Genomic DNA, 26,061 nt, shown 5'->3' on the forward strand with positions numbered 1-26,061 from the left:
GATACACCATGATCTGGACTCAGCCAACGCACGTCGCTCCGCCGGGCCCGGCGTATTCACGCTATTTCTTCCTCTTTGCCTGCTTACTTTTCACGGGACTTTTCGGGACGCAGCTTCATGCGCAGGACGTCGTGCAGGCACCGGAAACCCTGGAGGCTCTTCAAACGGCACTCAGCGAGAATCTTGCCATCGGTGATGAGCGGCGCGCGGCATTGTCAGAAAAGCTGCAGGCGGCGGCGCAGGATCGCGCCAAACTAGAGCAACTCAAAGCGGCTCGCAGCGAGCTAGAGGAAAAGCTGAAAAGCAGCGACCGACTTATTGCTGACTACAAAGATCGCATGCGCGACATTCAGAATGCGCCGGCCAGCGTTCAGCGACGACTGGGTGAAAATCCCACGTTGGCGAATATAGAAACGGAAATCAGCATTCTTCAAAGTCAGCGGGATGCCTGGGCTCAGGAGCGCACCGAGGCCCTGGATACCCTGTCCAATGCGGCAAAAGCCGAGGCTACCGCAAGAGACAGGATTGCAGAGATCAGCCGCCGCCGCGCTGACGGTCCACCGCAGCTAGAAAGTGCCACCAGTGAATCTGACCTCGCTGATCGCATAGCTAACCTGGCCGCGTCAATCCACCAGCGCTTACTGGATACAGAACAAGCACTGCTGGAGCTGCGTCTGCGCAGCGGGCCAACGCTCAACAGCATTCGCACAGCCCGCATCGCATGGCTGGATGCGGCCATTGCCGAGGCGGACATCCTCCTCGCTCAGCTTATGGAAGCCGCCACGCAAAAGCGTCAGGGCGCTGCCACCCAGCGCGCAACGGAAGCGCGTCGGTTTTTGTCACAGCTCAGCGGAGCACGGCCGGAACTACAGGCCATGGCGAAGGAAAACCTCAATCTGGTGAGCCGCTTCGAGTCCCTCTCTGCACAAATTGAGGAGACGCGTCAGCGCGTTGCGGCCACTCGAAAAGGCATTGAAGAGGTTCAGCAGGACGCGGACCTCACCGAGCGGCGTCTGAACGTCGCCGGCCTGGAATCAAAGCTTGGCGAGGTGATGCTTACGCGACTGGCCAGCCTCCCTGATCCGCGCGCAATAATCAGCCGCAACTCAGATCGCAACGAGCAGATCGCCGCCGTATCCATCAAGGCCATCGACACAGAGCAGGATTTGCGGGAACTGGGGGATCGCAGCGGTTTTCTCGCCGCGACCTTTGGAGACATGACGTCCTGGGGGGCCGCGGAAAAACGCAATGGGGAACGCCTGTATATTCAGCGGCGGGAGCTCCTGCAGGAAAACATGCAGGCGGGAAACACACTCCTGAGTCTCCTCGTTGACGCTAACCAGACCAACGAAGAGCTCGCTACGCTTGTCGGTAATTACGAGACACTGCTCACCGCCAACCTCTTGTGGGTGCGCAACTACGCCTATGCCGACCCCAAACGGGTCCCCCAGCAGCTTCATACACTGGTGAGTGCCCGCCCCCTCCTCCAATTGAAAGAGCAATGGCAGAAAGTCATCAGCGATCCGCTGTTTCTGCTCCTGCTGGTGCTGTGCCTGAGCGCCCTGCAGCATCGCAGAATCACAAACACCCTGGACAACATTCTGGGTAAGCCAAGAAGACCGAGGGATGAGAGCGCCTCCCTGATTTTCAAAACCCTGGCGCTGACTTTTCTGGCGGCCCTCGCGATTCCAAGTTTGCTGTTCCTTGCCGGTCGCGGATTTTATATCGCTGCCTCCGGCGACCCGGTCATGATGGGCATGGGGCGTGCACTGGCGTCCGCGGGCACCACTCTTTTTGTGCTGGACAGCCTCCGACGCATGGCAGACCGCCTGGGCCTGGGTCGCCGCCTGCTCAAATGGAACAACACCCGGGTGGATGCCGCCACGCGCGACCTCCCCTGGTTTGTCATCGCCGTCACCTGTTCCGTGGCAGTCACCATTTTGGGCAGAGCCGCCTCTCCCACGGACAGCGGGGGCTCCCTCGCCGCAGCGGGCAGTTTAGGAACGGCGATCTTTATACTCATCGTGCTGGTGCGCATGCTGCGATCCGGGGAATTCCACAGCGACCGCATCCTCCGCTATAGCCTGCAGATCGGCGCGTTGATCTCCGCGTCCATTGTCTTTATGCATCTCAGCGGTCAGCTCTTTGCTGCGCACCTCTATTTGCGAGCGCTCACCGGTTCTGTAACCGCGGTGAGCGGTACGCTGCTTGTGACCAACGTTCTACAGCGATTGCTGCTTATTTTCCGGACGGGGTTGGAGCGCAAAGCACGGGAAGAGCTCCGCAGTAGGGCGGAGAAGGACGAGAGCGATGAGGCCGAAGAGGCAGAAAGCAGCGACATGGAGGCGGTATCGTCCCTCTCTGACGCCTACTCTAAACTGCTGGTCGTAATGCGCATTCTCTCCCTGGGGGGGCTTCTATGGTGGATATGGGCACCGGCGCTCCCCGCCCTGTCTATCTTTGACTCCATCACCCTTTGGACGACCACGGACACCTCATTACCCGACGGAGAACTTCGGGCTATCACCCTGTCTGTGCTCCTTCTAGCGCTGATCATTATCGCGGTGACATCGCTGATCACCCGCCATCTGCCGCCCCTGGTGAACGTGGTGCTGGCAGAGTGGACCCATGTGACGCCGGGCAGTCGCTATGCGGCGGGCATGCTCATGCAGTACCTGGTCCTTGGCGTCGGCCTGTCTACGGCGCTGGTCATGCTTGGCTTTCAATGGGAAAAGGTCCAATGGCTGGTTGCTGCCCTGGGTGTAGGTATCGGATTTGGTCTGCAGGAAATTGTCGCCAACTTTATTTCCGGGCTCATCGTGCTCTTCGAGCGCCCCATCCGGGTCGGTGACATCATTCATGCGGGGGGCGCCGATGGCGTGGTGACGCGCATAAACGCACGGGCGACGGTCATCGAAACCTTTGAGGGAAAGGAGCTGATGATTCCCAACAAGGAGCTGATCACCAGCGTGGTCACCAACTGGTCCTTAAGCAACTCCAAGCTTCGCCTGGTGATCCCCATTGGTGTTGCCTATGGATCGGACGTTGATACCGCCATGGCCAAGCTCCGTGAAGTGGCACTTGCTCACCCGGACATCATTGATGACCCGGAGCCTTACGTAAGTTTCGAGGACTTTGGGGATAACGCACTGGTGCTTTGGCTTCGCTGTTTTGCGCTGCGGGATTATCCGCGGGTATCTACAGAACTGAGGCAAGTCATCTACCGGGAGTTCAACGCGGCAGGCATCAGTATCTCCTTCCCTCAGCGCGACGTGCACCTGGATGCCTCGGAGCCCCTGCCTGTTCGCATTCTGCCGGCGGAGCAGGGACCGGCAACAAAAAGCTAAAGAATATCCGGGATCAGGCCCGCCGTTTCCTCGCCAAAGCCGCGGTAACCGAGAAAGCGCAGGCGACGCGCTTTCTCCTTCAGATCTGCGGGACGCTGGTCGCCAAATTTTCGTTCCAGGGCCTCCTTGGCAACGCCACGCCAGCTAAGGCCCTCTTCACCAGGTACCGTCGCAATGGCCTGGTCGATAAACGAACGACGCACCCCCCGCTGACGGAGCTCCGACTCAATACGCAGAGGGCCGACACCACGGAGCATGCGTTCCCGGGTAAAGCTCTGGGCAAAACGCTCATCGCTTTGCAGGTTTTCGTCAGCCAGCTTTTGCAGGGCCAGATCCAGCTCGCCCCTGTCGAATCGACGGGCAAGCTTACGCTGCAATTCGCTAAAAGAATGCTCCCTGCGCGCCAGTAGATTCATTGCAGCGTTGCGGGGACTTTGGGGAGGTTGGGGTGAGCGCGCCATAGCAGGGCAAGATTACTGGCTAGTCGGTCGCAAAAAAAGGGTGCTGAAGCAGTGGTAAGGGGAAGTGGTACTCCAGCACCCGGAGGCTAAAGCCGGCATCGAAGACACCGGCGGGGTTTATCGGCAGCGCCGTCTCATTGAGATCAGCCGCCGCCTTTCACTTTGATGGGGCAGACCACGTGGGCCCGCCGTTCAGACGATCAGTCGGCGCCCTTGCTGTCAGCGCTCGCTGTGCCTGCATCGCTCTCAACCGCGGCATCGTCCTCTTCCTTCGCGTCAAGGTCCAGCAACTGGGACCGGATCAATCCTTCGATCTCGCTGCCCAGTGCGGGATTGTCCTCGAGGAACTTCGCCGCATTGGCTTTACCCTGCCCGATCTTGTCGCCCTTGTAGGCGTACCAGGCACCGGACTTGTCGATCAGGTTCAGCTTCACACCCCAATCAATGACCTCGGCTGTGCGGTAAATGCCGCGGCCATACATAATCTGAAACTCCGCCTGTTTAAAGGGTGGTGCAACCTTGTTTTTTACCACCTTGACGCGGGTCTCGTTACCGACCACCTCGTCACCTTCCTTGACCGCACCGATGCGCCGAATGTCGAGGCGTACAGAAGAGTAGAACTTGAGAGCGTTACCCCCCGTGGTCGTCTCGGGAGAGCCAAACATCACGCCGATCTTCATGCGGATCTGGTTGATAAATATCACCAGGCAATTGGTCTGTTTAATAGTCGCGGTGAGCTTGCGCATGGCCTGACTCAGCAGTCGTGCCTGCAATCCCACGTGGGAATCACCCATGTCGCCCTCGATTTCTGCCCGGGGAGTCAGGGCGGCCACAGAGTCCACCACCAGCACATCTACAGCGCCGGATCTCACCAGCATTTCTGCAACTTCCAGGGCCTGCTCACCGGTGTCGGGCTGGGACACAATCAAGTCATCAATTTGCACGCCGAGCTTTTCGGCATAAATCGGGTCCAGCGCATGCTCCGCATCGATAAAGGCTGCGGTGCCGCCCGCTTTCTGCGCCTCGGCAATTACCTGCAGTGTCAGGGTCGTCTTACCAGAGGACTCGGGACCAAAGATCTCGCAGATACGTCCCTTGGGAAGACCACCAATGCCCAGCGCGACGTCAAGGCCGAGGGACCCCGTAGAGATCGACGGGATAGCCACACGGTCACTGTCGCCCATGCGCATGACCGTACCTTTGCCGAACTGACGATCGATCTGGCCCAACGCCGCCTCGAGTGCCTTTTCCTTGTTTGCGTTCATGTGCTGCTCTCCTAATTTCGCTGCGAGTCTTGTTTGTTAACTGCTGTGGCCTGCCGAAAAACTACTGTACATATAATCAGTGGTTACACCAAAGAATGCAACCATCATATGCGTTGAAAAGTGATGAAAAACACCCACGGTTTCACGACCTGTCGCTATTGACGACGGGTGACAAGCGCTCATTGAGACGCTTGCGGCCGCTAAGGGATATCCAGCAGGGTCTGACCCGGTTCCATCTCCACGGCATCCGTGGCTACCGCGTAAAACAGGCAGTCGCTCTCAGCGATAGCAGCGTTCGTGGTAATCATGAACAGCTTGAGACTCTGGGAGGGATACAGGGCACCCTCCTCGCAGCGCACCAGGGCCGCTACCGCGCAGCGGCCATGAGCATCCGTTGCCCGGAACAGGGACTGTGGGTCATCTTTCACCCACCCCAGGGGGATATCGGCGGTCACCTCACCGAAATTGAGGTGCTCTATATCACGGCGCAAGGTGATGTCATGTCCGGGCCGAGGCGCTTCGTCGTAGGCCAGGGTCACCCCCTCGCGAAGCTCGAGGCGAATGGGATCGCGAAAAATATCAATACCCCAGTCTGTCTCGTGGTCATGGGCGAGGACCCGTTCGGCAAAGGCGTAGCGCTGCAATCCCTCGTAGGCCAGCGCGTGGGCCTCATCGTCCAGACGTCCACCAACCTCCACGGTTACCGTAGGACAGTTCGCTTCACTGATGTCCATCAGGGCCCCGAGATCCAGATTGGACACCACCAGTCGCCGCGTAAAAAGCGACACCAGGGCATCATGCTGACGATCAAGATGCGTGCACACACCGAAGGAAGGTCCCGAACCGGAGGTATTGTGCATATCCACCACCGCCTCGGGACGATGGACCCGGAGAAGTTCGAGGATCTCCTGCGCCAGACGCCCCTGCTCATCATCAAAGGGGGGACGAAAGCAGCGGTTTAAATCCCGCGCCCGGGGCAACATGCGGTGACTGAATCGCGGCTCCGCCAGCGCTGCATGCACAGATGCCACAATGAACAACAGGTTCACCGTCGGTTGCTGCGTCGCGTGGAGCCAGCGATGAAGTGCGAAAAGGCCCGATGGCTCGTTTCCATGGAGCAGCGTTACCACCGCCCGGGTGCGCGTCGGGTCTTTTCCCGTGAAGAGCAGGCAGGCGGGGCCGTCGAGATTCTCAAGGAGCGCATTGGGATCGCTACCTGCCAGGCTTGCATCGGGATCTTTGATAAATCGAAAGCGCATCAATCAGTCACCCCGGCCGGCGTCTTCATGAGGGCATCGGCCATTGGGCCACGGGCATATTCTCTGCGCTGTATTCCCGATATAGCGAGAGCATGTCTTTAAGGGCCTCAGGTTTACTCTGTCCCCGGGCCACCAGGGCCTGCGTCGCCTCCCGCTGCCAGCGGGCTCCGTTACGCCGAACACCAAGACGCGCGTCAATCACATTGAGGTAACGATCCCGGGACGCTCGGGGAACACCCAGCTGTGCAAGACCGTCCTCGGCCACGGGGAGCATGGCAGCGATGATATCCGCCACCGCCGCATCCTGGAGCCGGTGCTGCTGGGCACTGGGCCACACCATGCGGGAATCCAGACCGTGCTGCGCCGCGCGATAAAAATTGTATTCCGCCAGGGAAAAGGGCAGCGCCGCCATCAAGCGATCCATGTCATCTCTCAAGCCTCGAGCCAGTCCGAGCATGAAGGCAGCACTGGCCACCATGTCTACCGGCGTAGGGCCTGCAGGCAGAGAACGCATCTCCACACGCAAGTGCCCCTGGTCCACATCATCATAGACCGCACGATTCCACAGCCAAACCGTGCTCTGGTGCAAACGAAGCTCTGCCAGGGTGGGTGGGCCCTCACTATGCTCAAGCGCTGATTCATCACAGGCGGGCAACAACGGCGGATACAGGCGTACCGTTTGTTCAAACAGCTCAAACGCCCCTTTACGCGCCCAGCCATGACCGAAGCAGACCCGCGGCGGCTCACTCCAGCGGTAGCGATCTATATCCCGGGTGTCGATGGACTGCTTGAACAACGGGATACGGGTCTCATCCCACAACTGATGACCAAACAGGCTCGGGCTGTTCGCGCTGATGGCGATGGCCAATGGCGTTACCAGCTGGATCGCATTAAAAGTGGCCGCAAAGTGATCCGGCGTGACACGCTGATGTACCTGAAACGAGGTATTGGCACCCTCCAGGGTGATGTCCGCCATGGTCAACTGCAAGGGGTCTTCGCCATCGATACTGATATGGAAGTCGCTGCCCCGCCAGGCAATCAGCTGCGACACCAGCGCCCGATAGCGCTCCCGGTCGGTCACACAGTGATCGCCAAGATCCTCTTGCCTAAGCGTGGGCAGAATACCGATGGGCACAACGGCCGAATCTCTCTCTGCCGCCAGCGCTGTGAGCTCTCCAAGCTTGGTGATGATTTCCTGTTCGGTGGCGAGGAGTCCATCATTACTCAGCACCTGGGGACTGAGGTTGTACTCCAGGTTGTATTTGTTGAGCTCCACCGTGAGCTGGGGGTCCGCCGCAGCATCTTGGAGGGCATCATTGAGATACAGGGGTCTTCCCTGTGCATCAACGATGTACAGCTCAAGTTCGGCGCCGATGCTCTCCACCGCCTTGCCGAAACCGGGCTTGTCCAAAACCGCAGCCAATTGCTGGAGCTGTAATTCCAGCCGCCGGGAAAACTCCCGTCGGTCCCGGGCGTCAAAACTGGTTTTATCGATTTCTATGCCCATGGGCGGGACGCCTGTTCCTCTGAGTTGCCCGTCCATTCTAGACCTCCCACGGGGTAGCGAACAGACCGTGGCTGGCTTAAAAAAACCGGATAACGGAGCTCCTCCTGCCCCCATCTCTGGCCGCTGGACCACTCCATGTCTTACACTGCGCATCTACCCCAAGGACCTTCAGAAACCGTCTTGCCCAGCGACCAAAGCCAACATACCCCCATGATGCAGCAGTTCCTGCGCATCAAACGAGACCACCCCAAGGAACTCCTGTTTTATCGCATGGGGGATTTCTACGAGTTGTTTTACGAGGACGCCCAGCGCGCTGCAGAGCTGTTGGACATTACTCTCACGGCGCGGGGTAAATCAGCGGGCGAAGATATTCCCATGGCCGGCGTTCCCTACCACGCAGCCGAGGCCTATCTTGCACGACTGGTAAAAGCGGGCATATCCGTCGCCATCGCTGAGCAGATTGGCGATCCGGCGACCAGCAAAGGCCCCGTAGAGCGTAAGGTCGTGAGAGTCGTCACGCCGGGCACGTTGAGTGACGAGGCGCTGCTGGAGGAAAAACGCGAACAGCTCATCGTCGCCCTCATCGCCCAGCAGAACAACTACGGCCTGGCTTACCTTGACCTGGGTAGCGGACGCTTTCGCCTCATGGAACTTGAGGGTGAAGAAGCGCTTCTCGGCGAGATTGAGCGACTGGATCCGGCAGAGCTTCTCTATCACGAAGAGCTGCAGCAGGCCGCGGTGACAACACGCCCCGGCGCCCGCTCCCAGCCCGCCTGGGAGTTCGATCTGGAGTCCGCTGAGCGGAATCTCCGGGAACAGTTCCAAACCCATGACCTTCGGGGTTTTGGCTGTGAAAACCTGCGTCTGGGACTGGCTGCCGCGGGCTGCCTCATCAGCTATGTGCGGGACACCCAGCGCAGCCAGCTGCCGCACATCACGGCCATCGCGGCAGAAATGCGCGAAGACAGCGTGGTGCTGGACGCGGCTACCCGCCGCAACCTGGAAATCGACCGGAACCTCGCCGGTGGGGACACGCACACTCTCATGTCGGTGATGGATCGCTGCCGCACCGCCATGGGAAGCCGCTGCCTGCGACGCTGGCTCCATCGTCCGCTAACAGATGTCACCGCGCTTGGAGCACGTCAGGACGCCGTGGCGGCTCTTCGGGACAACTATCGCTTTGAAAGTCTCCGGGATGTGCTCCGCCCCATTGGCGATGTGGAACGCATCATTACCCGCGTGGCCCTGGGCAGTGCACGACCCCGGGACCTCACCCGCTTGCTCTTTGCCCTGCAGAGCGTGCCCGCCCTTCGCAATGCCACTCCCGTGGACGATTCCCGGTTACTGCAGGAGACAAGTGTCGCCCTGGGCGATTTTCCCGAGCTGGTGGATCTTCTGGAGCGGGCGATTATCGATAACCCCCCGGTGGTGCTTCGCGATGGTGGCGTCATTGCCACCGGGTTTGATGCCGAGCTGGATGAGCTGCGCTCCATCAGCGAAAACGCCGCGGGTTTTCTCGTGGATATAGAAACCCGGGAACGGGAACGCACGGGGCTGGCCTCCCTGAAGGTGGGCTACAACCGCGTGCACGGTTATTACATTGAACTGAGCCGATCCCAGTCCGATGAGGTGCCCGTCGAGTACCAACGGCGCCAGACGCTGAAAAATGTCGAGCGCTTTATCACGCCGGAGCTCAAGGAATTTGAAGACAAGGCCCTGTCGAGCAAAAGCCGCGCCCTCGCCCGGGAAAAACAGCTCTATGCGGAGGTCCTCGTTGTACTACAGGCGTCCCTGGAGGGCTTGCGTCGGAGCGCTGCAGCCATGGCCGAACTCGACGTCTACGCCACCCTGGCCGAGCGCAGCCAAAGTCTCGATTTGTGCCGTCCCGAGTTCAGCGACACACCGAAACTGGATATCGATCAGGGCCGACACCTGGTCGTAGAGCAGGTGCTCGAAGAACCCTTTATCGCCAACGACACGCTTCTCAATGAAAGCCGGAAGATGCTGCTGATCACCGGCCCTAACATGGGTGGTAAATCTACCTACATGCGGCAGAACGCCATCATCGCGCTGTTGGCCCACGTGGGATCCTTCGTACCCGCCAAGGCCGTTATTCTTTCGACGGTTGATCGTATTTTCACTCGCATTGGCGCCGCCGATGACCTTGCCAGCGGCCGCTCCACGTTTATGGTGGAGATGACCGAGACTGCCAATATTCTTCACAACGCCAGTGAACGTAGCCTTGTGCTCATGGACGAGGTGGGCAGGGGAACGAGCACCTTTGATGGACTATCCCTGGCCTGGGCGGCAGCGCTGCATCTGGCGGAGAAGACTCGCGCATTCACCCTTTTTGCAACGCACTACTTCGAGCTTACCGCGCTGGCAGAACAGCTACCTACCGTGGCCAATGTGCATTTGGATGCCGTAGAGCATCGGGAACACGTGGTGTTTATGCACCGCATTCAGGAAGGCCCGGCAAACCGCAGTTTCGGCTTACAGGTCGCAAAGCTCGCCGGCGTTCCCGGGAGCGTGCTGCATGCCGCTGCAGGCAAGCTTAAGGAGCTGGAAAACAAAGCCGCGGAGCATGCTGCCTCGGGGGCGGCAGCCGAAAGTGCCCAACCCATCCCCCAGGGGGACCTGTTTGCGGAAAACGCCAGCCATCCTGCCCTGCTTTTACTCCGGGACACGGACCCGGATGCCCTGTCTCCACGGGAAGCGCTGGCAATCCTTTATAATCTCCGGGAGCTCTCGGGTTGATTCCAGTAATTTTTAGCGTGGTTCAATTTTTCAACCCCGTGGGTGCTTCTCATGAGGGGAGTGAATCGATACACTTCCGCCTCAGCGCTAGGTTGGGCTCCGGGGCCCGACAGAGCAGTGATCAGAACTGAAGTTAAGGAAATAACGGTATGACCTTCGTTGTTGGTGAAGACTGCATCAAGTGTAAACACACTGACTGTGTGGAAGTGTGTCCCGTGGACTGCTTTTACGAGGGCCCCAACTTTTTGGTCATCCATCCCGATGAGTGCATCGATTGTGCACTGTGCGAGCCCGAGTGCCCCGTGGATGCGATTTTTTCCGAAGATGAATTGCCGGCGGACCAGCAGGTGTTTCTGGAACTGAACGCCGAACTGGCGGAAGTCTGGCCCTGCATTACTGAGATGAAGCCCGCGCCGGAGGACGCTGAAGAGTGGGCAGGTAAGCCCGGAAAACTGGCGCTTCTCGAGCGCTAGCTGTTAGCGACTGACGACTCGCTACTCTCTACTACCAACTCTTTACACCCTACTCCCTACTCCCTACTGCTGCAGAAGCGCATCGGCCGACAGGCCCTGGCGCTCGAGTATCCGCCGCAGACGTCTCAAAGCCTCAACCTGAATCTGCCTCACCCGCTCCCGGGTCAGGCCTATTTCCTGCCCCACCTCTTCCAGAGTGCTGCTGTCGTGCCCCAGCAGGCCGAAGCGGCGCATCACCACCTCCCGCTGCTTGTCCGTGAGCTCGTTCAGCCAATCGGCAACACTGGCATGTACATCGTCATTTTGTAACTGTTCCGATGGGTCACACAGGTGCTCATCGGCGATGGTTTCCACCACGGAAGAATCAGACTCGGGCCCGAGGGGCGCGTCCACCGAACTTACCCGCTCATTGAGCCCCATAAGACGGGAAACCTCTTTCGCAGACTTGTGCGTCCGGGATGCAATCTCCGCAGTGGTGGGCTCGTGATCCAGCTGCTGGGTCAGTTCCCGAGCTGCTCGCAGACAACCATTGAGATCCTTGACCACATGAATAGGCAGACGGATGGTACGCGCCTGATTCATGATGCCCCGTTCAATGGTCTGGCGTATCCACCAGGTGGCATAGGTGGAAAACCGGAAACCCCGCTCGGGATCAAACTTTTCCACGGCGCGCATTAAACCCAGGTTTCCCTCTTCAATAAGATCCAGAAGGCTCATACCGCGATGGAGATAGCGACGGGATATTTTTACCACCAGCCGCAGATTACTTTCGATCATGCGCTTCCGCGCTGCTTCATCGCCCTTCTGGGTGAGACGGGCGTAGTGCTTCTCCTCGTCCGCCGTCAGCAGTGGGACAAAGCCAATTTCGTTGAGATACAACTGGGTGGGATCCAGGGTAATCTGGTGCTTGTCAGCCTCATCCTCACCGCCCGAGGGTCCTGGCTCAGTGAGCGCGGACAAAGCACCCCCTACCAGCCCGGGAACTTCAGACTGGTGTCGCTTTACTTTCCTTTCGCGACCGCTACCGTTCTTTAGGTCTGCGTTTGCCTTTGCGTCGCTTCCGGAAGTCCCCTTGGTTCTACCCATGGGTTAGCGTCCTGTTGTTTGACTCGGTGCTTCACCGGAAAGAAACCGGCAAATTCACTCCTGGCTGATCAGAATAGCTCAGCGAACGGCCACAAAACAAGCGCCGTCTCTAGCGGGAAGGCAGCAGCTTTAAGGGATCCACGGGGCGTCCCTGGCGTCGAATCTCAAAATGCAGCTTCACCGAATCTGTACCGGAGCTCCCGCGCTCGGCGATTTTCTGTCCCGCACGCACCACATCCCCCTCTCCCACCAACAGCGCATCGTTATGGCCGTAGGCGCTCAGGTATTCGTCGTTGTGGCGCACGATCAACATGAGTCCATATCCGGCTATACCACTACCCGCGTAGACAACCTGACCGCCGGCGGTTGCCTGTACCGGGTCTCCCCGATTGCCACTGATATCCAAACCCTTGTGCAGGTTCTTTTCAAAGCGGCGTACCACCCTGCCCCGCACCGGCCAACGCCAGTTCCCGACTTTGATGTTTGTGCCTGCGACGGTGGCTCTGGGCTGCGCCGTTTTAGTCGTGGGCGCCGCGGTAGCGGCGGTGCGTTTTGCAGCGGGGGTGGAACTGCTTACCGCCACGCTCGCGGTTGTGGTTCTTGGTGTCGCGGCAGCCGGTGCCCGGGCCCCGGGCTCGGATGATTGGCCAGGCTCTTTAGCAGGCGCCACTTTTGCTGCAGCTCTTGGCGGATCGGTCTCGACTAGCTGCAAGGTCTGACCGGGATAAATCGTAAAGGGGGCCGCGATAGCGTTGGCCGCAGCGAGGCGACGAAAATCCAGCCCGTAGCGAAACGCGATGGAAAACAGCGTATCGCCCCGCAGCACCGTATAACGCTGCTCCACTCTTGCGGTGCCGCCGCGACTGCGATCTTCAATAGGTGCCAGGGGTTTATCGGCGCAGGACACCAGCTGCGCAGCTAGAGTAAAAAGTACAAGCGCCTGCGCAATTCGGGTCACGAGCTAGTGCTCCAGGCCACCCCAGCGGTTCTCAAGGAACCAGACCGCCAGAAAACCCAGGAGCATCATCATGAGGCAAAGCCAAAACTGGCTATCACCGAACTGGGCGCCGTATTGTGCAGGAGACAAGGGCAACATCGCGCCGCTATCCGCTGGATCGGTTTTCCAGGGCCAAACCACGAGCAGCGAACCGCAAAGAAACCCGGTGAGTGTGGCAAGGGTGGGGCTGTGGTGTTCGCGCAGGAGGTAACTTAACAGGCGAGAAAAAACCAGCAGCCCTGATCCCGCGCCCGCGGCAAACAGCGCCAGTGACAGTAGGTCCAGGGACTCAATCGCCTCGAGTACGAAGGGGTACATTCCCATAAGCACCAGAATAAAACTTCCGGAGATACCGGGCAGGATCATCGCGCAGATAGCAAAAAACCCGGCCACAAAAAAACTCCAGGGCGCAGCAGGCATCTCAAAAACCGGCGAGAGACCAATGCCGGCCGCAATAACCGCGCCAGCTATTAATCCACCGAGGGTCCCGGGAGACCATCTCGCTACATGGCGCACGAGCACCAGAGCCGACGAAGCGATCAAGCCAAAAAAAAACGACCATAGCAGCAGCGGCTGTGTCTCCAAAAGCGAAGAAATGAGTCGCGCGAGGGAAAACACGCTGATCCCAATACCCAGAAGAAGGGTCGCCAGAAACGCAGCGTCGGTGCGCTGCAGCGCCTCCGCCCAACGGCGAGCATGGAGGACTCGAAGCAGACTCAAATCAAAGGCGGTGACGGCATTGATCAGACGCTGGTAGATGCCGGTGATAAAAGCCATGGTGCCGCCGGACACCCCTGGTACGATATCGGCCGCTCCCATAAGGACTCCCCGGAGCAAAACGCCGGGAATCAGAGAACCCCCCGGCTGATCGCTTTCCTGATGCTCACCCATTACCCAGGCCTGGCAGCAACGGCACAAAACGCACGGGCTCGATATCGTAGCGCTCAAAACCGGAATCAGTGCGCTCTACCACCACCAACGTCTGCTCCCGACCACCCACGGGCATCACGAGGCGCCCACCGACCGCCAATTGTGCCAGCAATGACTGGGGCACCTGTTCCGGCGCAGCGGCAGCAAGAATGCCATCGAACAGCGCCTGGGACTCCCAGCCATCATAGCCATCTCCGTGGCGCATCTGAACATTCCTCAGCTTTAACTGGCGCATGCGTTTGCGCGCCGCCATCAGCAGTGGCTTGATTCGTTCCAGGGCGTAGACTTCCCCAACGATTCCCGCGAGTACGGCGCTCTGGTAACCGGAGCCGCTGCCAATTTCCAACACCTTGCCAAGAACTCGACCGGTAACCAGCAGCTCTGTCATTCGAGCAACGATATAGGGCTGGGAGAGCGTCTGCTGATAACCGATGGGCAAAGCGGTATCTTCATAAGCACGGTGGGCCATGGCCTCATCAAGAAAAAGATGCCGGGGCACATTGCGCATGGCATCGAGCACAGCAATATTGCTCACACCCTGCTCCAGAAGACGCTGCACCAGTCGCTCCCGGGTGCGCTGGGAGGTCATGCCGATACCGGATAGATCCGCAGAACGATTCATGAAGCCACCAACAACACAACGGCGTGAGCGGCGATGCCTTCTTTTCGGCCCACATAGCCCAGGCGCTCCGTAGTCGTCGCCTTGACCGACACCTGATCCCTGTCAGCCGCAAGGTCACTGGCAATGTTTATGCGCATGGTGTCGATATGCTCCGCCATACGCGGACTCTGGGCGACGATAGTGATGTCCAGGTTCCCCAGTGCGTAACCGCGATCACCCACGAGGGACATGCACTTCCGCAGGAGCTTCCGGCTATTGATACCTGCGTTGGCCGCGTCGGTATCCGGAAAATGTTTGCCGATATCCCCCGCTGCGATGGCGCCAAGGAGAGCATCACAGATGGCGTGGAGTACCACATCCCCATCGGAGTGGGCGAGAAGGGAGCGATCGTGGGGTATAGATACGCCACCAAGAACAACGAAATTGCCGCCCGGTCCCGCCTCGGCAAACGCGTGCACATCAAAGCCATGTCCGATCCGCATCAGGTCTGCCTCCCTGCGGGATCAGTGAGCTGTGGGTAAAGTTCTTTCAACCAAAACGCTGCCAATTGCATGTCAGGGCCATAGGTTACCTTGAGATTGCTCGCAGCGCCTCGCACAAGTTGCACGGGGAAACCCGCCGCCTCCATCGCTGATGCTTCGTCGGTAACGGTCACGCCGGTCGCCTGCGCCTGACGGAGGGCAGTGCGAAGCTCTCCCACCCGGAACATCTGCGGCGTTTGGGCGCTCCAGATTGTTTCCCGGTCAAGGGTCGCGCTGACCCGGTCATTCTTCCCTGCCCGTTTGAGCGTATCGGTGACCGGCGTAGCCAGCAGCCCGCCGACCCCGCTGTCGGTCACGGCTTTGATGAGCGCCTCAAGCTCCTCCCGGGCGAGACAGGGTCTCGCTGCATCATGCACCAGTACCCAGTCCTCGTCGCCCGCCGGAAGTGCAGCAACCCCCGCAGCCACGGACTCGGCGCGACTGGCTCCGCCGGCGCAGAGCCGGACCCTGGCATCCTTGAGAAAACCCGGCTGTTCACAGCTCAGATCTGCTTCGGGTAAGGCCACAACGCAGCTCCGAAGCTCCCTGTAAATCAGCAACGCTGCGACACTCCAGTCCAGCAATGAGCGCCCGTACAGAGGTAAATATTGTTTTGACTGGCTCTGCGCCATTCGGGAACCACTTCCCGCGGCCGGAACCACCGCCCAGATGTCGCTCATGGCTGAGGCTCAGCGGGTTTGGGCGCGAGCTTTGCCGGATCAACAAACTGATAGTAAATCTCGTCTTCCCGGGTGAGTCCAAGCTCTTCCCGGGCCCGCTGCTCAAGTACGGTATTGCCGGCCTTGAGGTCCCGCACCTGGCGCGCCAGCTCTTCATTGCGCTCTCGCAATAGGGCGTTCTCCCGCTGGGAATCCTGAGCCTGCTGCCGCAGTCGCAAAAGCTCCAAACGGCCGCCCTCGCCCCACCAGAGACGGTATTGCAGTCCCCCAAGGAGCAAGACAAGTATCAGCAGTATCCAGCGCAAGGGCTTAGCTAGCGCGCAAACTCGGCACGGCCCCGATAGGGTGCTGAGGATCCTAACTCGGCCTCAATTCGCAGCAGACGGTTGTACTTGGCAACCCGGTCCGAACGGCATAGGGAGCCGGTCTTGATTTGTCCCGCGCCGGTGGCAACGGCCAGATCCGCGATGGTGGTGTCTTCGGTCTCCCCCGACCGATGAGAGATCACCGCGGTGTAGCCGGCATCCGCAGCCATGGCAATGGCATCCAGGGTCTCTGAGAGCGTACCAATTTGATTCAGTTTGATCAGGATGGAGTTGCCCACACCGCGCTCGATGCCCTGACCCAGAATTTTGGTGTTGGTGACAAACAGATCGTCGCCGACCAGTTGCACCCGCTCACCCAGACGTTCCGTGAGGAGCTTCCAGCCATCCCAGTCAGATTCATCAAGACCGTCCTCAATAGACAGAATCGGATGGGCGTCGACGAGTCCTGCAAGGTACTCGGTAAATCCGGCGCTATCGAAATCGCGCCCGTCTCCACCCAGCCAGTAGCGCCCGTCGCGGTAAAACTCTGACGCCGCGCAGTCCAGCGCCAGAGTAACGTCAGCGCCCAGGGAATACCCCGCCTTCGACACGGCTTCAGCAATCACCTCCAGCGCGGCCTCATTGGACGGAAGGTTCGGCGCAAAACCGCCTTCGTCACCCACTGCCGTACTCAGACCGCGGGCCGAGAGCACCTTCTTTAAATGATGGAAAATTTCTGCACCGCAGCGCAGGGCCTCCGCAAAGCTTTCCGAGCCCACGGGTTGAATCATGAATTCCTGAATATCCACATTGTTATCGGCGTGCTCACCGCCGTTAATGATATTCATCATGGGCACGGGCATGCTCAAAGCGCCGCGTCCGTAAAGATCGGCCATGTGCGCATAAAGGGGTTTGCCCTGCGCGATGGCCGCAGCCCGCGCAGCCGCCAGTGATACCGCCAGCATGGCGTTAGCACCCAGGGACTCCTTATTTTCGGTACCATCGAGAGCCAGCATGGCATCGTCGAGTTCCCGCTGCGCCGATGCATCCATGCCCAGCAGCGCGGAGCGCAGTGCGCCGTTGATATTATCCACGGCTTTGCTCACGCCTTTACCGAGGTAGCGGGCGGCATCGCCATCGCGAAGCTCCAGTGCCTCCCGGGATCCGGTAGAGGCTCCCGACGGTGCAAAGGCGGCAGCGCAGGCACCGGACTCCAGCGAGACCTCAGCCATCACCGTGGGGTTACCCCGGGAATCCAGTACTTCAAAACCCTGAACCTCAGTAATCTTGCTCACTTCTTTCTCCCTGAATCTATGCCGGAGGCGCTAGTCGCAGTGTCTGGTCAATGTAACTAATTAATGTCGAGTGCCGGCAAACTTTTTACGAGATTATCCACCGCCTGAACCTGCGCCAGGAATGGTTTTAACTTATCCAGCGGCAAGGCGCTGGGACCGTCGCACAGAGCCTTGTCAGGATCCGGATGGGACTCCAGAAACAGCCCCGCCAGCCCCACGGCCATACCAGCGCGGGCAAGCTCGGTCACCTGCGAGCGGCGGCCTCCGGATGCAGCACCCATGGGATCGCGACATTGAAGGGCGTGGGTAACGTCAAAGATTTGCGGCACCCCGGCGGTCGCCTGGCGCATCACCCCGAAACCCAGCATGTCCACTACCAGGTTGTCGTAGCCGTAGTTACTCCCCCGCTCGCAAAGCATGAGCCGTTCGTTGCCGCACTCGCGAAATTTCTCCACCACGTTCGCCATTTGGGAAGGCGAGAGAAACTGTGGCTTCTTGATATTAATGGCCGCTCCGGTGTCTGCCATCGCACGCACAAGATCGGTCTGGCGGGCAAGAAATGCGGGGAGCTGAATGATGTCGCAGACCTCTGCCGCCGGCGCGGCCTCCTCCGGGGTATGTACATCGGTAATTACCGGCACTCCAAAACGGGACTTCACTTCCGCCAGAATCTCCAGCCCCGCTGTTAATCCCGGGCCACGAAAGGAGTGAATCGAAGACCGGTTTGCCTTGTCATAGGAGGCCTTGAACACCAGGGGGACACCAAGTTCCGCGCACACAGCGACGTATTCCTGGGCCACTTCCAGCGCAAACTCCCGGCTCTCGAGCACGTTCACGCCACCCAGCAGGACAAAGGGCGCATCATTCGCGATGCGCATCTCGCCCAGCTCAACGGTTTTCGTCATCGCGCTATCCCCGAAACCCGGACTCAGCCCACGGCCGTGTCACGGGCATGGCGGTTGCCCGCCGCTCGCTGGCAAGCGGCCTGAATGTAGCCCGTGAACAGGGGATGTCCTCCCCGGGGGCGAGAGGTGAATTCCGGATGGAACTGGCAGGCCACAAACCAGGCATGCTCGGGCAACTCAACCATTTCCACAAGAGACTTGTCGGCAGACCATCCGGCAATGGTCATACCGTGTTCCTGCAGGGTTTTGATGTAATTGTTATTCACCTCGTAGCGATGTCGATGGCGTTCGTTAATCACATCAGCGCCGTAGATCTCGCGAATGCGCGTACCCTCCTCCAGCTGACAGGGCTGAGACCCGAGGCGCATGGTGCCACCCAGATCCGAACTCTCGTCTCGCTGCTCGGTGCTGCCGTCGGCGTTCTGCCACTCGGTGATCAATGCCACGATGGGGTGCGGTGTCTCCGGCGCCATTTCAGACGAGTGCGCGCCCTCCAGACCACAAACATTGCGCGCGTACTCCACCAGAGCCACGTGCATTCCGAGGCAGATACCCAGAAACGGAATGTCATTTTCCCGAGCGTAGCGCACTGCCTCGATTTTCCCTTCGACACCACGATCACCAAAACCGCCGGGAACCAGTATTGCGTGGGCGCCTTCCAAAACGCCAATCCCGTCCCGCTCGATATCCTCCGCTTCCACGTAGTCCACCTGCACATCGGTCAGGGTCTGCAAACCGGCGTGGGAAAGGGCCTCGTTAAGGGATTTGTAGGCGTCGGGGAGCTCCATGTACTTGCCCACCATGGCGACCCGCACTGTGGCCTGACGCTCGGCCACCTGACGCTGGAGCACCTCATCCCACTCACTCAGGTCCGCAGTGGGGCAATCAAGATTAAAGCGCTCCACCACAAAGTCATCCAGACCATTGGCGTGCAAGGCCCGGGGAATACTATAGATGGTGTCAGCGTCCAGGAGCGGGATCACCGCCCGGGCCTCCACATTGGTAAACAGCGCTATTTTGCTGCAGGCGCTCTCTTCAATGGGTACTGTAGAACGGCAAAGAAGGATATCGGGCTGGAGGCCAATGGAGCGCAACTCCTTTACGGAGTGTTGGGTAGGTTTGGTTTTAATCTCTCCGGCGGTTGCGATATAGGGCACCAGGGTGAGGTGCATCAGCAAAGCCCGAGACGCTCCCATTTCCACCCTCAGCTGGCGGGCTGCCTCCAGGAACGGCAAGCCCTCAATATCACCCACGGTGCCACCGATCTCCACCACTGCGACGTCGGCATCACCGGCACCGACTAAAACCCTTCGCTTGATCTCGTCAGTAATATGAGGAATGACCTGTACCGTTCCACCGAGGTAATCGCCCCGGCGCTCCTTGGCCAGCACCTGGTTGTAGACCCGCCCCGTGGTGAAATTATTCCTGCGGCTCATCACTGCGCGGGTGAAGCGCTCGTAGTGCCCGAGGTCCAGGTCCGTTTCGGCGCCGTCGTCGGTCACATAGACCTCGCCATGCTGAAACGGACTCATGGTGCCGGGATCAATATTAATATAGGGGTCGAGTTTGAGAAGGGTTACCTTCAGACCTCGGGCTTCGAGGACCGCAGCTAGCGAAGCCGCCGCGATACCCTTGCCTAGAGAAGAAACTACACCACCAGTCACAAAGACCAATCGCGTCATGTCACGCCTTCCTGTTGACTGTGTATTGGACAGTATTGAAACAGTCCCGGACCTGTCCAGACGAACAAGAATGCCATCAATCGGGACCCGCGACCATGCGATAAGATGGGAGATCAAGTTAACAGAAAGCGCCTTTCTCCTCAATCGGAATCCCGCGCTTCAGGGGTTATTTCTAGGGGAATTCTTCCCTTTTCAACAGCAGCTTCAACCCCAGGGAAGCGGCCCGCGGAGAGCTGCGCAGATCTGCTACGGCCAGAAGCACCTCATGACTGTCAGACTTCTGGATCAAAAACGGCAAGCGGGGCCGCCACCAGGAGGGCACCCCGAGCTCCTGAAACACCGTCTTTAGCTCGGCGTGCTGTCCATTGGCGAGCTCCAGCCTCTCCCCTCCCTGCCGGGCCCTCAGCATTAAACCCGGCACATCGGTCGCCCCCTCACAATTCAGAGTGAGCTCGCCCAGCCCGGGCCACCACAGTGATTGGCCAACACTGATGGAGCACGCTTCCGGCGGACTCTCAGGGTGCGATGGGAGAAGGTACACCGCATCCCGATAGCGCTCGATAGTCCACAGGGGGCACTGCAAACGGGCACCACTCCCCTCGCGCAGCTGGCGCAGAAACTCGGTCAACCGCGCCGCAGGGGGTAGGCGCAGGGAGCGCTCCCGCAACCAATCGCGAAGCGCCAAAGCCGCCAGCGCGGGCTCCTCGGGAACCTCTGCCACCAGGAATCCCGGATCGCCGAGACATCCCCTTACTGTAGAGAGCCTGGGAGCCGGGAGATGCTCGTTCCTTTCTCGCAGCTGCGCCGCGGTGCGAGACAGCGTACTTCTATACCCCGGCCAGCGGCGGGCGAGAAGCGGCATGACTTCCTGCCTGAGATAATTTCGGTCAAAGCGCGTATCGCCATTGCTCGGATCCTCGACCCAGGCCAGTCCGCACTCTTGGGCATAGCTTTTGAGCGAACTGCGTGGCAGAGACAGCAATGGTCTGAGCAAGGATCCGGCGCCGAGATGCCTCTGCTGCGGCATGCCAGCCAGGCCATCGGGGCCCGCTCCGCGCAGCAGGCGCAGCAGCAGGGTTTCCGCCTGGTCATCCTGATGATGGGCCATCAACAGAACGTCGCTGCTCCCGATACACTCTTCAAACCAGCGATAGCGGGCGTCGCGGGCGCTAGCTTCCACACCGCTCCCGGACTCCTCCAGGAAAAGCTCGGTGGATTGACAAGCAACCCCTAGCTGTTTGCAGTAGTCCTCGCAATGCGTTTGCCAACGCGCCGCATCGCCATGGAGACCATGATTGGCGTGCAAAGCGACCAGGCGGTCGGGACAGGTTTGCTGCGCGGCGTGCAGGAGCACCGTGGAATCCAGACCGCCGCTGTACGCCACGAACACCTTTCCGGCGGAAGACAGCAGAGAACGGTGACCCTCCAGAGCAAGGAGCACGGGGTCTTGAGCCACCCCGGAGACAGCCTCAGTTGCCGTAGGCGAGGAGTCGTGCGTAGCGTGCATCGAGCATGTCTTCGGTGCTCATGGCCTTGAGCTTCTCCAACTCCGCACCCACGTGCTCACGGATTCGCTCGCCCATCAGGGCCGCATCGCGGTGAGCTCCTCCTAGGGGCTCCTCGATGCTTGCGTCCACGATACCCAGCTCCTTGAGCTTCTCGGAGGTCACACCCATGGCAGCGGCGGCATCGGCAGCAAACTCCGACGATTTCCAGATAATGTTTGCGCAACCCTCGGGAGAAATCACAAAATAGGTGGCGTATTGCAGCATCGCCAGGTGGTCCGCCACACCAATACCCAGGGCGCCACCAGAGCTGCCCTCACCGATGACCACGGAAACTATGGGCGTCTTCAATCGCGACATTACCGCAAGGTTGGTGGCAATAGACTCGGAGATACCCCGCTCTTCAGAATCAATGCCCGGATAGGCTCCCGGGGTGTCGATAAGGGTGATCACCGGAAGACTGAAGCGTTCTGCCGTTTCCATGAGCCTAAGCGCCTTGCGGTAACCCTCGGGCTTGGGCATGCCGAAATTGCGGTAGACCTTATCTTTAACGGAGCGGCCCTTTTCCTGGCCGATGACCATAACGGACTCGCCGTTGAGGCGCGCCACGCCACCGACGATAGCCTTGTCGTCGCCAAAGCGGCGGTCTCCGTGAAGCTCATCAAAGTCCTCAAAAACCAGGGGAAGATAATCCAGCGTATAGGGCCGCAGAGGATGTCGGGCGACGCGGACCACGTCCCAGGGACTCAGGTTTGAAAAGATCTTCTCGGTGAGCTTGACGCTCTTGCCCTTGAGCTCATCCAGCTCGCTGCTGAGGTTGAGTTCAGCCCCGGATCCCACATGCCGAAGTTCTTCGATCTTGACTTCAAGCTCGGCAATCGGCTGTTCAAAATCGAGATAATTAGGATTCATGGGCAACACAACATCTATGGGTTAGCTGCAGGATTCTACCGAAAAGACCGCTGCGCCTCCATCAACTTTACATCGTCTGCTGACGCTCGACGAACGCCAATGGTGACTGATCAACCCACCAGCGTGATCATGACTCCTGCCGCAACGGCCGAGCCGATAACCCCCGCCACATTGGGCCCCATGGCGTGCATGAGCAGGAAGTTATGGGGATCCTCTTCAAGGCCCAGCTTGTTGCTGACCCTCGCCGCCATGGGCACGGCAGACACCCCCGCCGAACCTATGAGCGGATTGATCGGCGTGCCACCGAGCCGGTTCATGAGTTTCGCCAGAATCACCCCTGAGGCTGTGCCCACACTAAAGGCGACAATTCCCAAGCCAAGAATACCCAGGGTGTTCACATCCAGAAACTTGTCTGCAACGAGCTTGGATCCCACTGCAAGACCCAGAAAAATAGTCGTGATATTGATCAGCGCATTTTGCGCGGCGGCGCTGAGACGATCCACCACTCCACACTCACGCATAAGGTTGCCAAAGCACAGCATCCCCAACAGCGGTGCGGCATCGGGCAGGAGCAGCGCCACGAGAATCAGCAGCATCAGGGGGAAGGCTATTTTCTCCCGACGACTCACTTCCCGAAGTTGCACCATAACGATCTGTCGCTCTTCCGTGCTGGTCAGTGCGCGCATGATGGGCGGCTGGATAAGGGGCACAAGCGCCATGTAAGAGTAAGCGGCGACGGCGATCGCACCGAGCAAGTCCGGCGCAAGAATGCTCGAGACATAGATCGCCGTGGGACCATCGGCGCCACCGATAATGCCGATGGCGGCCGACTGGGCCAGGCTGAAATCAGTCACGCCCAGCGACGTGAGTCCGACAGCCCCGAGAACCGTCGCGAAAATACCAAACTGCGCCGCCGCACCTAAGAGCAGGGTGCGCGGATTCGCAAGCAGTGGGCCGAAATCGGTCATGGCTCCGACCCCCATGAAGATCACCAGGGGTGCCACGCCGCTACCGATCGCTACGCTGTAAAAGCTGTAGAGCATGCCATCGCCAAGGCCCGCGTCCCGCGCCAGCTGCATCGCCTGCAGCTGCACGGCCTGGGGCGCCACATCCAGAGCCGCTGCAATAGCCCCGGGATCCGCGGCGCTTCCCAAAAGGGCTCCCAAGGCAGCCAGTAGCTCTCCATTGGCTGCGTGAAGGGCCTTGTCGACGGCTGAATAAGCAAGACCTGCGCCGGGGATGTTCGCCAGCAAACCGCCAAAGCCTATGGGGACCAGCAACAGCGGCTCGAAACGACGATGAATGGCAAGATAAAGAAGCAGCAAGGCAATACCCAACATCGCCGCTGAGCCGACGTCCATTTGAGACAGACCTGAAGCGCCCCACAATTGGGCCAGACGGTCCATTAGTGAGTATCCATCTCCAGCAGCGTGTCGCCCACAGCTACCGCATCACCGGCGGATACGACGAGGGCGGTCACTGTTCCGTCTTTCGGCGCCCGCACCTCGGTCTCCATTTTCATGGCCTCGAGAATCACAACCACATCGCCGGCGCTTACGCCGTCGCCGACGGCAACAGCCAGACTCACAATATTGCCCGCCAAAGGTGCGTTCACCGCTTCGGCATTCGCTGTCGGGGGCGGCGTCGCCGCAGGAGTGCTCTCCTGTGGAGCAGCCTGCACCTCGCCAAGGTCACCGCCGTCGGTAACTTCCACCACAAAACGTTGACCATTAACGGCCACGGTATACACACCGGAGTCGCCGACGCCAGAAGTGGCGGGGATGGGGGCGGCAGCTTTTGGGGGCTCCTCAGGCGCGGGCTCAGTACCCGGAACCGGCTCGAAGGCACTGGCATCGCCGCGCTTGTCCAGAAAGCGCAATCCAATCTGGGGAAACAGCGCGTAGGTCAGCGCATCATCGATCTCTCCGTCACCGGAGGCCAGTCGGATACTTTTCTCCTTTGCGAGGGAGCGAAGTTCGCTCTGCAGGGACTCCATTTCGGGCTCCAGCAAATCGGCGGGGCGACAGGTAATCACCTCGCCGCCATCGAGCACCCGCTGCTGCAGCTCTTCATTCACCGGCGCCGGCGTAACGCCATACTCCCCTTTGAGCACGCCAGCGGTTTCTCGGGATATTGATTTGTAACGCTCCCCGGTGAGGACGTTGAGCACCGCCTGGGAGCCGACAATCTGAGAGGTCGGTGTGACCAGCGGTATAAACCCCAGATCCTCGCGAACCGCGGGGATTTCTTCCAGCACTTCGCCGAGACGGTCTCCGGCATTTTGCTCCCGAAGCTGATTTTCCATGTTGGTGAGCATGCCACCGGGCACCTGGGCCACCAGTATGCGTGAATCCACACCGCGCAATGAGCCCTCAAATTTTGCATACTTTTTGCGCACGTCTCGGAAGTAACCGGCGATGCGATCCAAAGCCACCAGGTCAAGGCCCGTATCCCGGTCTGTGCCCTCAAGAATCGCCACCAGGGCTTCCGTGGGTGAATGCCCATAGGTCATGCTCATACTGGATACCGCGGTATCAATATTGTCGATGCCCGCCTCAATGCATTTGAGATTGGTGGCCGTAGACAGTCCGGTGGTGGCGTGGCACTGCATGTGTATGGGAATGGAGCAGGCTTCCTTGAGGCGGGTCACCAACTCAAAGCCCACGTAGGGCCGCAAAAGCCCCGCCATGTCCTTAATGGCAATGGAATCAGCCCCCATGTCCTCAATGCGTCGACCCTGATCAACCCATCCATCGATATCGTGGACCGGACTCAGGGTATAAGCGATAGTGCCCTGGGCGTGCTTCCCCTGGTTCTTCACCGCTGTCAATGCAACCTCGATATTGCGCATATCGTTCATGGCATCAAATACCCGAAACACATCCACGCCGTTGCTGGCGGCGCGCTCCACAAACTTCTCCACAACATCATCGGCATAGTGACGATAACCCAGCAAATTCTGCCCCCGGAGCAACATTTGCTGCGGGGTATTTGGCATGGCCTTTTTAAGCTCCCGGATGCGATCCCAGGGATCTTCACCGAGATAGCGGATGCAGGCATCGAAGGTCGCCCCGCCCCAGGACTCCATAGACCAGAAACCCACGGCATCGAGCTCCGCCGCAATGGGCAACATGTCATCCAGACGCATGCGGGTCGCAAACAGCGACTGGTGCGCATCGCGCAGTACCAGTTCGGTAATGCCTAGCTTTTCGGGACGATCAGCCATGGGAGTTCCTTTGCTCAAGATCAGATACAGATACACGGCGACGCCGGTGCTGATGCACCGCAGCGCTAATCGCCGCCAATACTTCCGGCGTGGGTGCGAGCTCGCCGGCGGCTGTGCTCACACGCTGGGGGACGACAACAGGTGGCTCTGGAAAAAAGCGCTGTATGATCAGGGACATCAAACGGCTGGCAAACACCAGGAGCGTGAGAAACACGACCACGGTGCCCATGCCGTACATCATTAATTCGATACCCTGCGAAAGCAGATGGCTGCCCATGTGACCTCCCCCGACGATTGATTATGATAAACGAGGCATGGGCTTCGGG

At 59.4% G+C, this 26,061-nt stretch carries 22 protein-coding genes; 3 read left to right on the top strand and 19 right to left on the bottom strand.

The features are described 5' to 3' along the window. Positions 1–8 precede the first annotated feature (8 nt). On the top strand, positions 9–3,347 hold the full coding sequence (locus ACTG3T_RS10225) for a mechanosensitive ion channel domain-containing protein (RefSeq protein WP_439102171.1): 3,339 nt from the start codon (positions 9–11) through the stop codon (positions 3,345–3,347). Here ACTG3T_RS10225 and ACTG3T_RS10230 read toward each other — a convergent pair. The 4 genes from ACTG3T_RS10230 to ACTG3T_RS10245 form a co-directional block, all read right to left on the bottom strand. After that, complete coding sequence (locus tag ACTG3T_RS10230) at positions 3,344–3,763, bottom strand: regulatory protein RecX (protein ID WP_439102172.1); 420 nt, start codon at positions 3,761–3,763, stop codon at positions 3,344–3,346. The two genes, ACTG3T_RS10225 and ACTG3T_RS10230, sit on opposite strands and share 4 nt — an antisense overlap. 245 nt (positions 3,764–4,008) lie before the next feature. After that, on the bottom strand, positions 4,009–5,073 hold the full coding sequence (gene recA / locus ACTG3T_RS10235; RefSeq protein ID WP_439102173.1) for a recombinase RecA: 1,065 nt from the start codon (positions 5,071–5,073) through the stop codon (positions 4,009–4,011). A 200-nt stretch (positions 5,074–5,273) separates the two neighbouring features. After that, complete coding sequence (locus ACTG3T_RS10240) at positions 5,274–6,332, bottom strand: M14 family metallopeptidase (RefSeq protein ID WP_439102174.1); 1,059 nt, start codon at positions 6,330–6,332, stop codon at positions 5,274–5,276. 25 nt (positions 6,333–6,357) lie between these two features. After that, on the bottom strand, positions 6,358–7,875 hold the full coding sequence (locus ACTG3T_RS10245) for a glutamate--cysteine ligase (RefSeq protein WP_439102175.1): 1,518 nt from the start codon (positions 7,873–7,875) through the stop codon (positions 6,358–6,360). 174 nt (positions 7,876–8,049) lie between these two features. On the opposite strand from ACTG3T_RS10245, the gene mutS reads away from it, so the two are divergent. Together mutS and fdxA are read left to right on the top strand one after the other, a co-directional pair. Then, the gene (gene mutS, locus ACTG3T_RS10250) at positions 8,050–10,596 is read left to right on the top strand and encodes a DNA mismatch repair protein MutS (protein ID WP_439102222.1); all 2,547 of its coding nucleotides are present in this window, start codon (positions 8,050–8,052) and stop codon (positions 10,594–10,596) included. Between the two features lie 149 nt (positions 10,597–10,745). Beyond that, positions 10,746–11,069, top strand: coding sequence for a ferredoxin FdxA (gene fdxA / locus ACTG3T_RS10255; RefSeq protein ID WP_008294852.1), 324 nt, complete (start codon positions 10,746–10,748; stop codon positions 11,067–11,069). 63 nt (positions 11,070–11,132) lie between these two features. Here fdxA and rpoS read toward each other — a convergent pair whose 3' ends face one another. From rpoS to ACTG3T_RS10330, 15 genes are all read right to left on the bottom strand, one after another. Beyond that, on the bottom strand, positions 11,133–12,155 hold the full coding sequence (gene rpoS / locus ACTG3T_RS10260; protein WP_439102176.1) for an RNA polymerase sigma factor RpoS: 1,023 nt from the start codon (positions 12,153–12,155) through the stop codon (positions 11,133–11,135). 109 nt (positions 12,156–12,264) lie between these two features. Beyond that, entirely contained in the window at positions 12,265–13,113 is an 849-nt protein-coding gene (locus ACTG3T_RS10265; protein WP_439102177.1) for a peptidoglycan DD-metalloendopeptidase family protein, read from the bottom strand. A gap of 3 nt (positions 13,114–13,116) precedes the next feature. Then, complete coding sequence (locus tag ACTG3T_RS10270) at positions 13,117–14,043, bottom strand: DUF368 domain-containing protein (protein WP_439102178.1); 927 nt, start codon at positions 14,041–14,043, stop codon at positions 13,117–13,119. Beyond that, complete coding sequence (locus tag ACTG3T_RS10275; RefSeq protein ID WP_439102179.1) at positions 14,036–14,704, bottom strand: protein-L-isoaspartate(D-aspartate) O-methyltransferase; 669 nt, start codon at positions 14,702–14,704, stop codon at positions 14,036–14,038. The genes ACTG3T_RS10270 and ACTG3T_RS10275 overlap by 8 nt, the downstream gene beginning before the upstream one ends. Next, entirely contained in the window at positions 14,701–15,186 is a 486-nt protein-coding gene (ispF, locus tag ACTG3T_RS10280) for a 2-C-methyl-D-erythritol 2,4-cyclodiphosphate synthase (protein ID WP_439102180.1), read from the bottom strand. The genes ACTG3T_RS10275 and ispF overlap by 4 nt, the downstream gene beginning before the upstream one ends. Further along, positions 15,186–15,905, bottom strand: coding sequence for a 2-C-methyl-D-erythritol 4-phosphate cytidylyltransferase (gene ispD, locus ACTG3T_RS10285; protein ID WP_439102181.1), 720 nt, complete (start codon positions 15,903–15,905; stop codon positions 15,186–15,188). Before ispD ends, ispF begins: the two co-directional genes overlap by 1 nt. Next, a complete protein-coding gene (ftsB, locus tag ACTG3T_RS10290; RefSeq protein ID WP_439102182.1) occupies positions 15,902–16,210 on the bottom strand; it encodes a cell division protein FtsB in 309 nt (102 codons plus the stop codon). The genes ispD and ftsB overlap by 4 nt, the downstream gene beginning before the upstream one ends. 8 nt (positions 16,211–16,218) lie before the next feature. Then, a complete protein-coding gene (eno, locus tag ACTG3T_RS10295; RefSeq protein ID WP_439102183.1) occupies positions 16,219–17,505 on the bottom strand; it encodes a phosphopyruvate hydratase in 1,287 nt (428 codons plus the stop codon). A 56-nt stretch (positions 17,506–17,561) separates the two neighbouring features. Then, positions 17,562–18,410 carry a 3-deoxy-8-phosphooctulonate synthase gene (kdsA, locus tag ACTG3T_RS10300; protein ID WP_439102184.1) on the bottom strand — a complete coding sequence of 283 codons (849 nt, stop codon included), beginning with the start codon at positions 18,408–18,410 and terminating at the stop codon, positions 17,562–17,564. Positions 18,411–18,433: 23 nt separating this feature from the next. Continuing rightward, positions 18,434–20,092, bottom strand: coding sequence for a CTP synthase (locus ACTG3T_RS10305; RefSeq protein ID WP_439102185.1), 1,659 nt, complete (start codon positions 20,090–20,092; stop codon positions 18,434–18,436). Between the two features lie 172 nt (positions 20,093–20,264). After that, positions 20,265–21,548, bottom strand: a complete 1,284-nt coding sequence (gene tilS, locus ACTG3T_RS10310) for a tRNA lysidine(34) synthetase TilS (protein ID WP_439102186.1) — start codon at positions 21,546–21,548, stop codon at positions 20,265–20,267. Between the two features lie 13 nt (positions 21,549–21,561). Then, complete coding sequence (locus ACTG3T_RS10315; RefSeq protein ID WP_439102187.1) at positions 21,562–22,509, bottom strand: acetyl-CoA carboxylase carboxyltransferase subunit alpha; 948 nt, start codon at positions 22,507–22,509, stop codon at positions 21,562–21,564. 110 nt (positions 22,510–22,619) lie between these two features. Further along, a complete protein-coding gene (locus ACTG3T_RS10320; protein WP_439102188.1) occupies positions 22,620–23,915 on the bottom strand; it encodes a sodium ion-translocating decarboxylase subunit beta in 1,296 nt (431 codons plus the stop codon). Then, positions 23,915–25,735: a sodium-extruding oxaloacetate decarboxylase subunit alpha gene (gene oadA / locus ACTG3T_RS10325; RefSeq protein ID WP_439102189.1), complete on the bottom strand. Its 1,821-nt coding sequence runs from the start codon at positions 25,733–25,735 to the stop codon at positions 23,915–23,917. The genes ACTG3T_RS10320 and oadA overlap by 1 nt, the downstream gene beginning before the upstream one ends. Continuing rightward, positions 25,728–26,012: an OadG family protein gene (locus ACTG3T_RS10330; protein ID WP_439102190.1), complete on the bottom strand. Its 285-nt coding sequence runs from the start codon at positions 26,010–26,012 to the stop codon at positions 25,728–25,730. Before ACTG3T_RS10330 ends, oadA begins: the two co-directional genes overlap by 8 nt. Positions 26,013–26,061 lie beyond the last annotated feature (49 nt).

The organism is Congregibacter sp. (assembly GCF_965660375.1).
GTDB lineage: Bacteria > Pseudomonadota > Gammaproteobacteria > Pseudomonadales > Halieaceae > Congregibacter.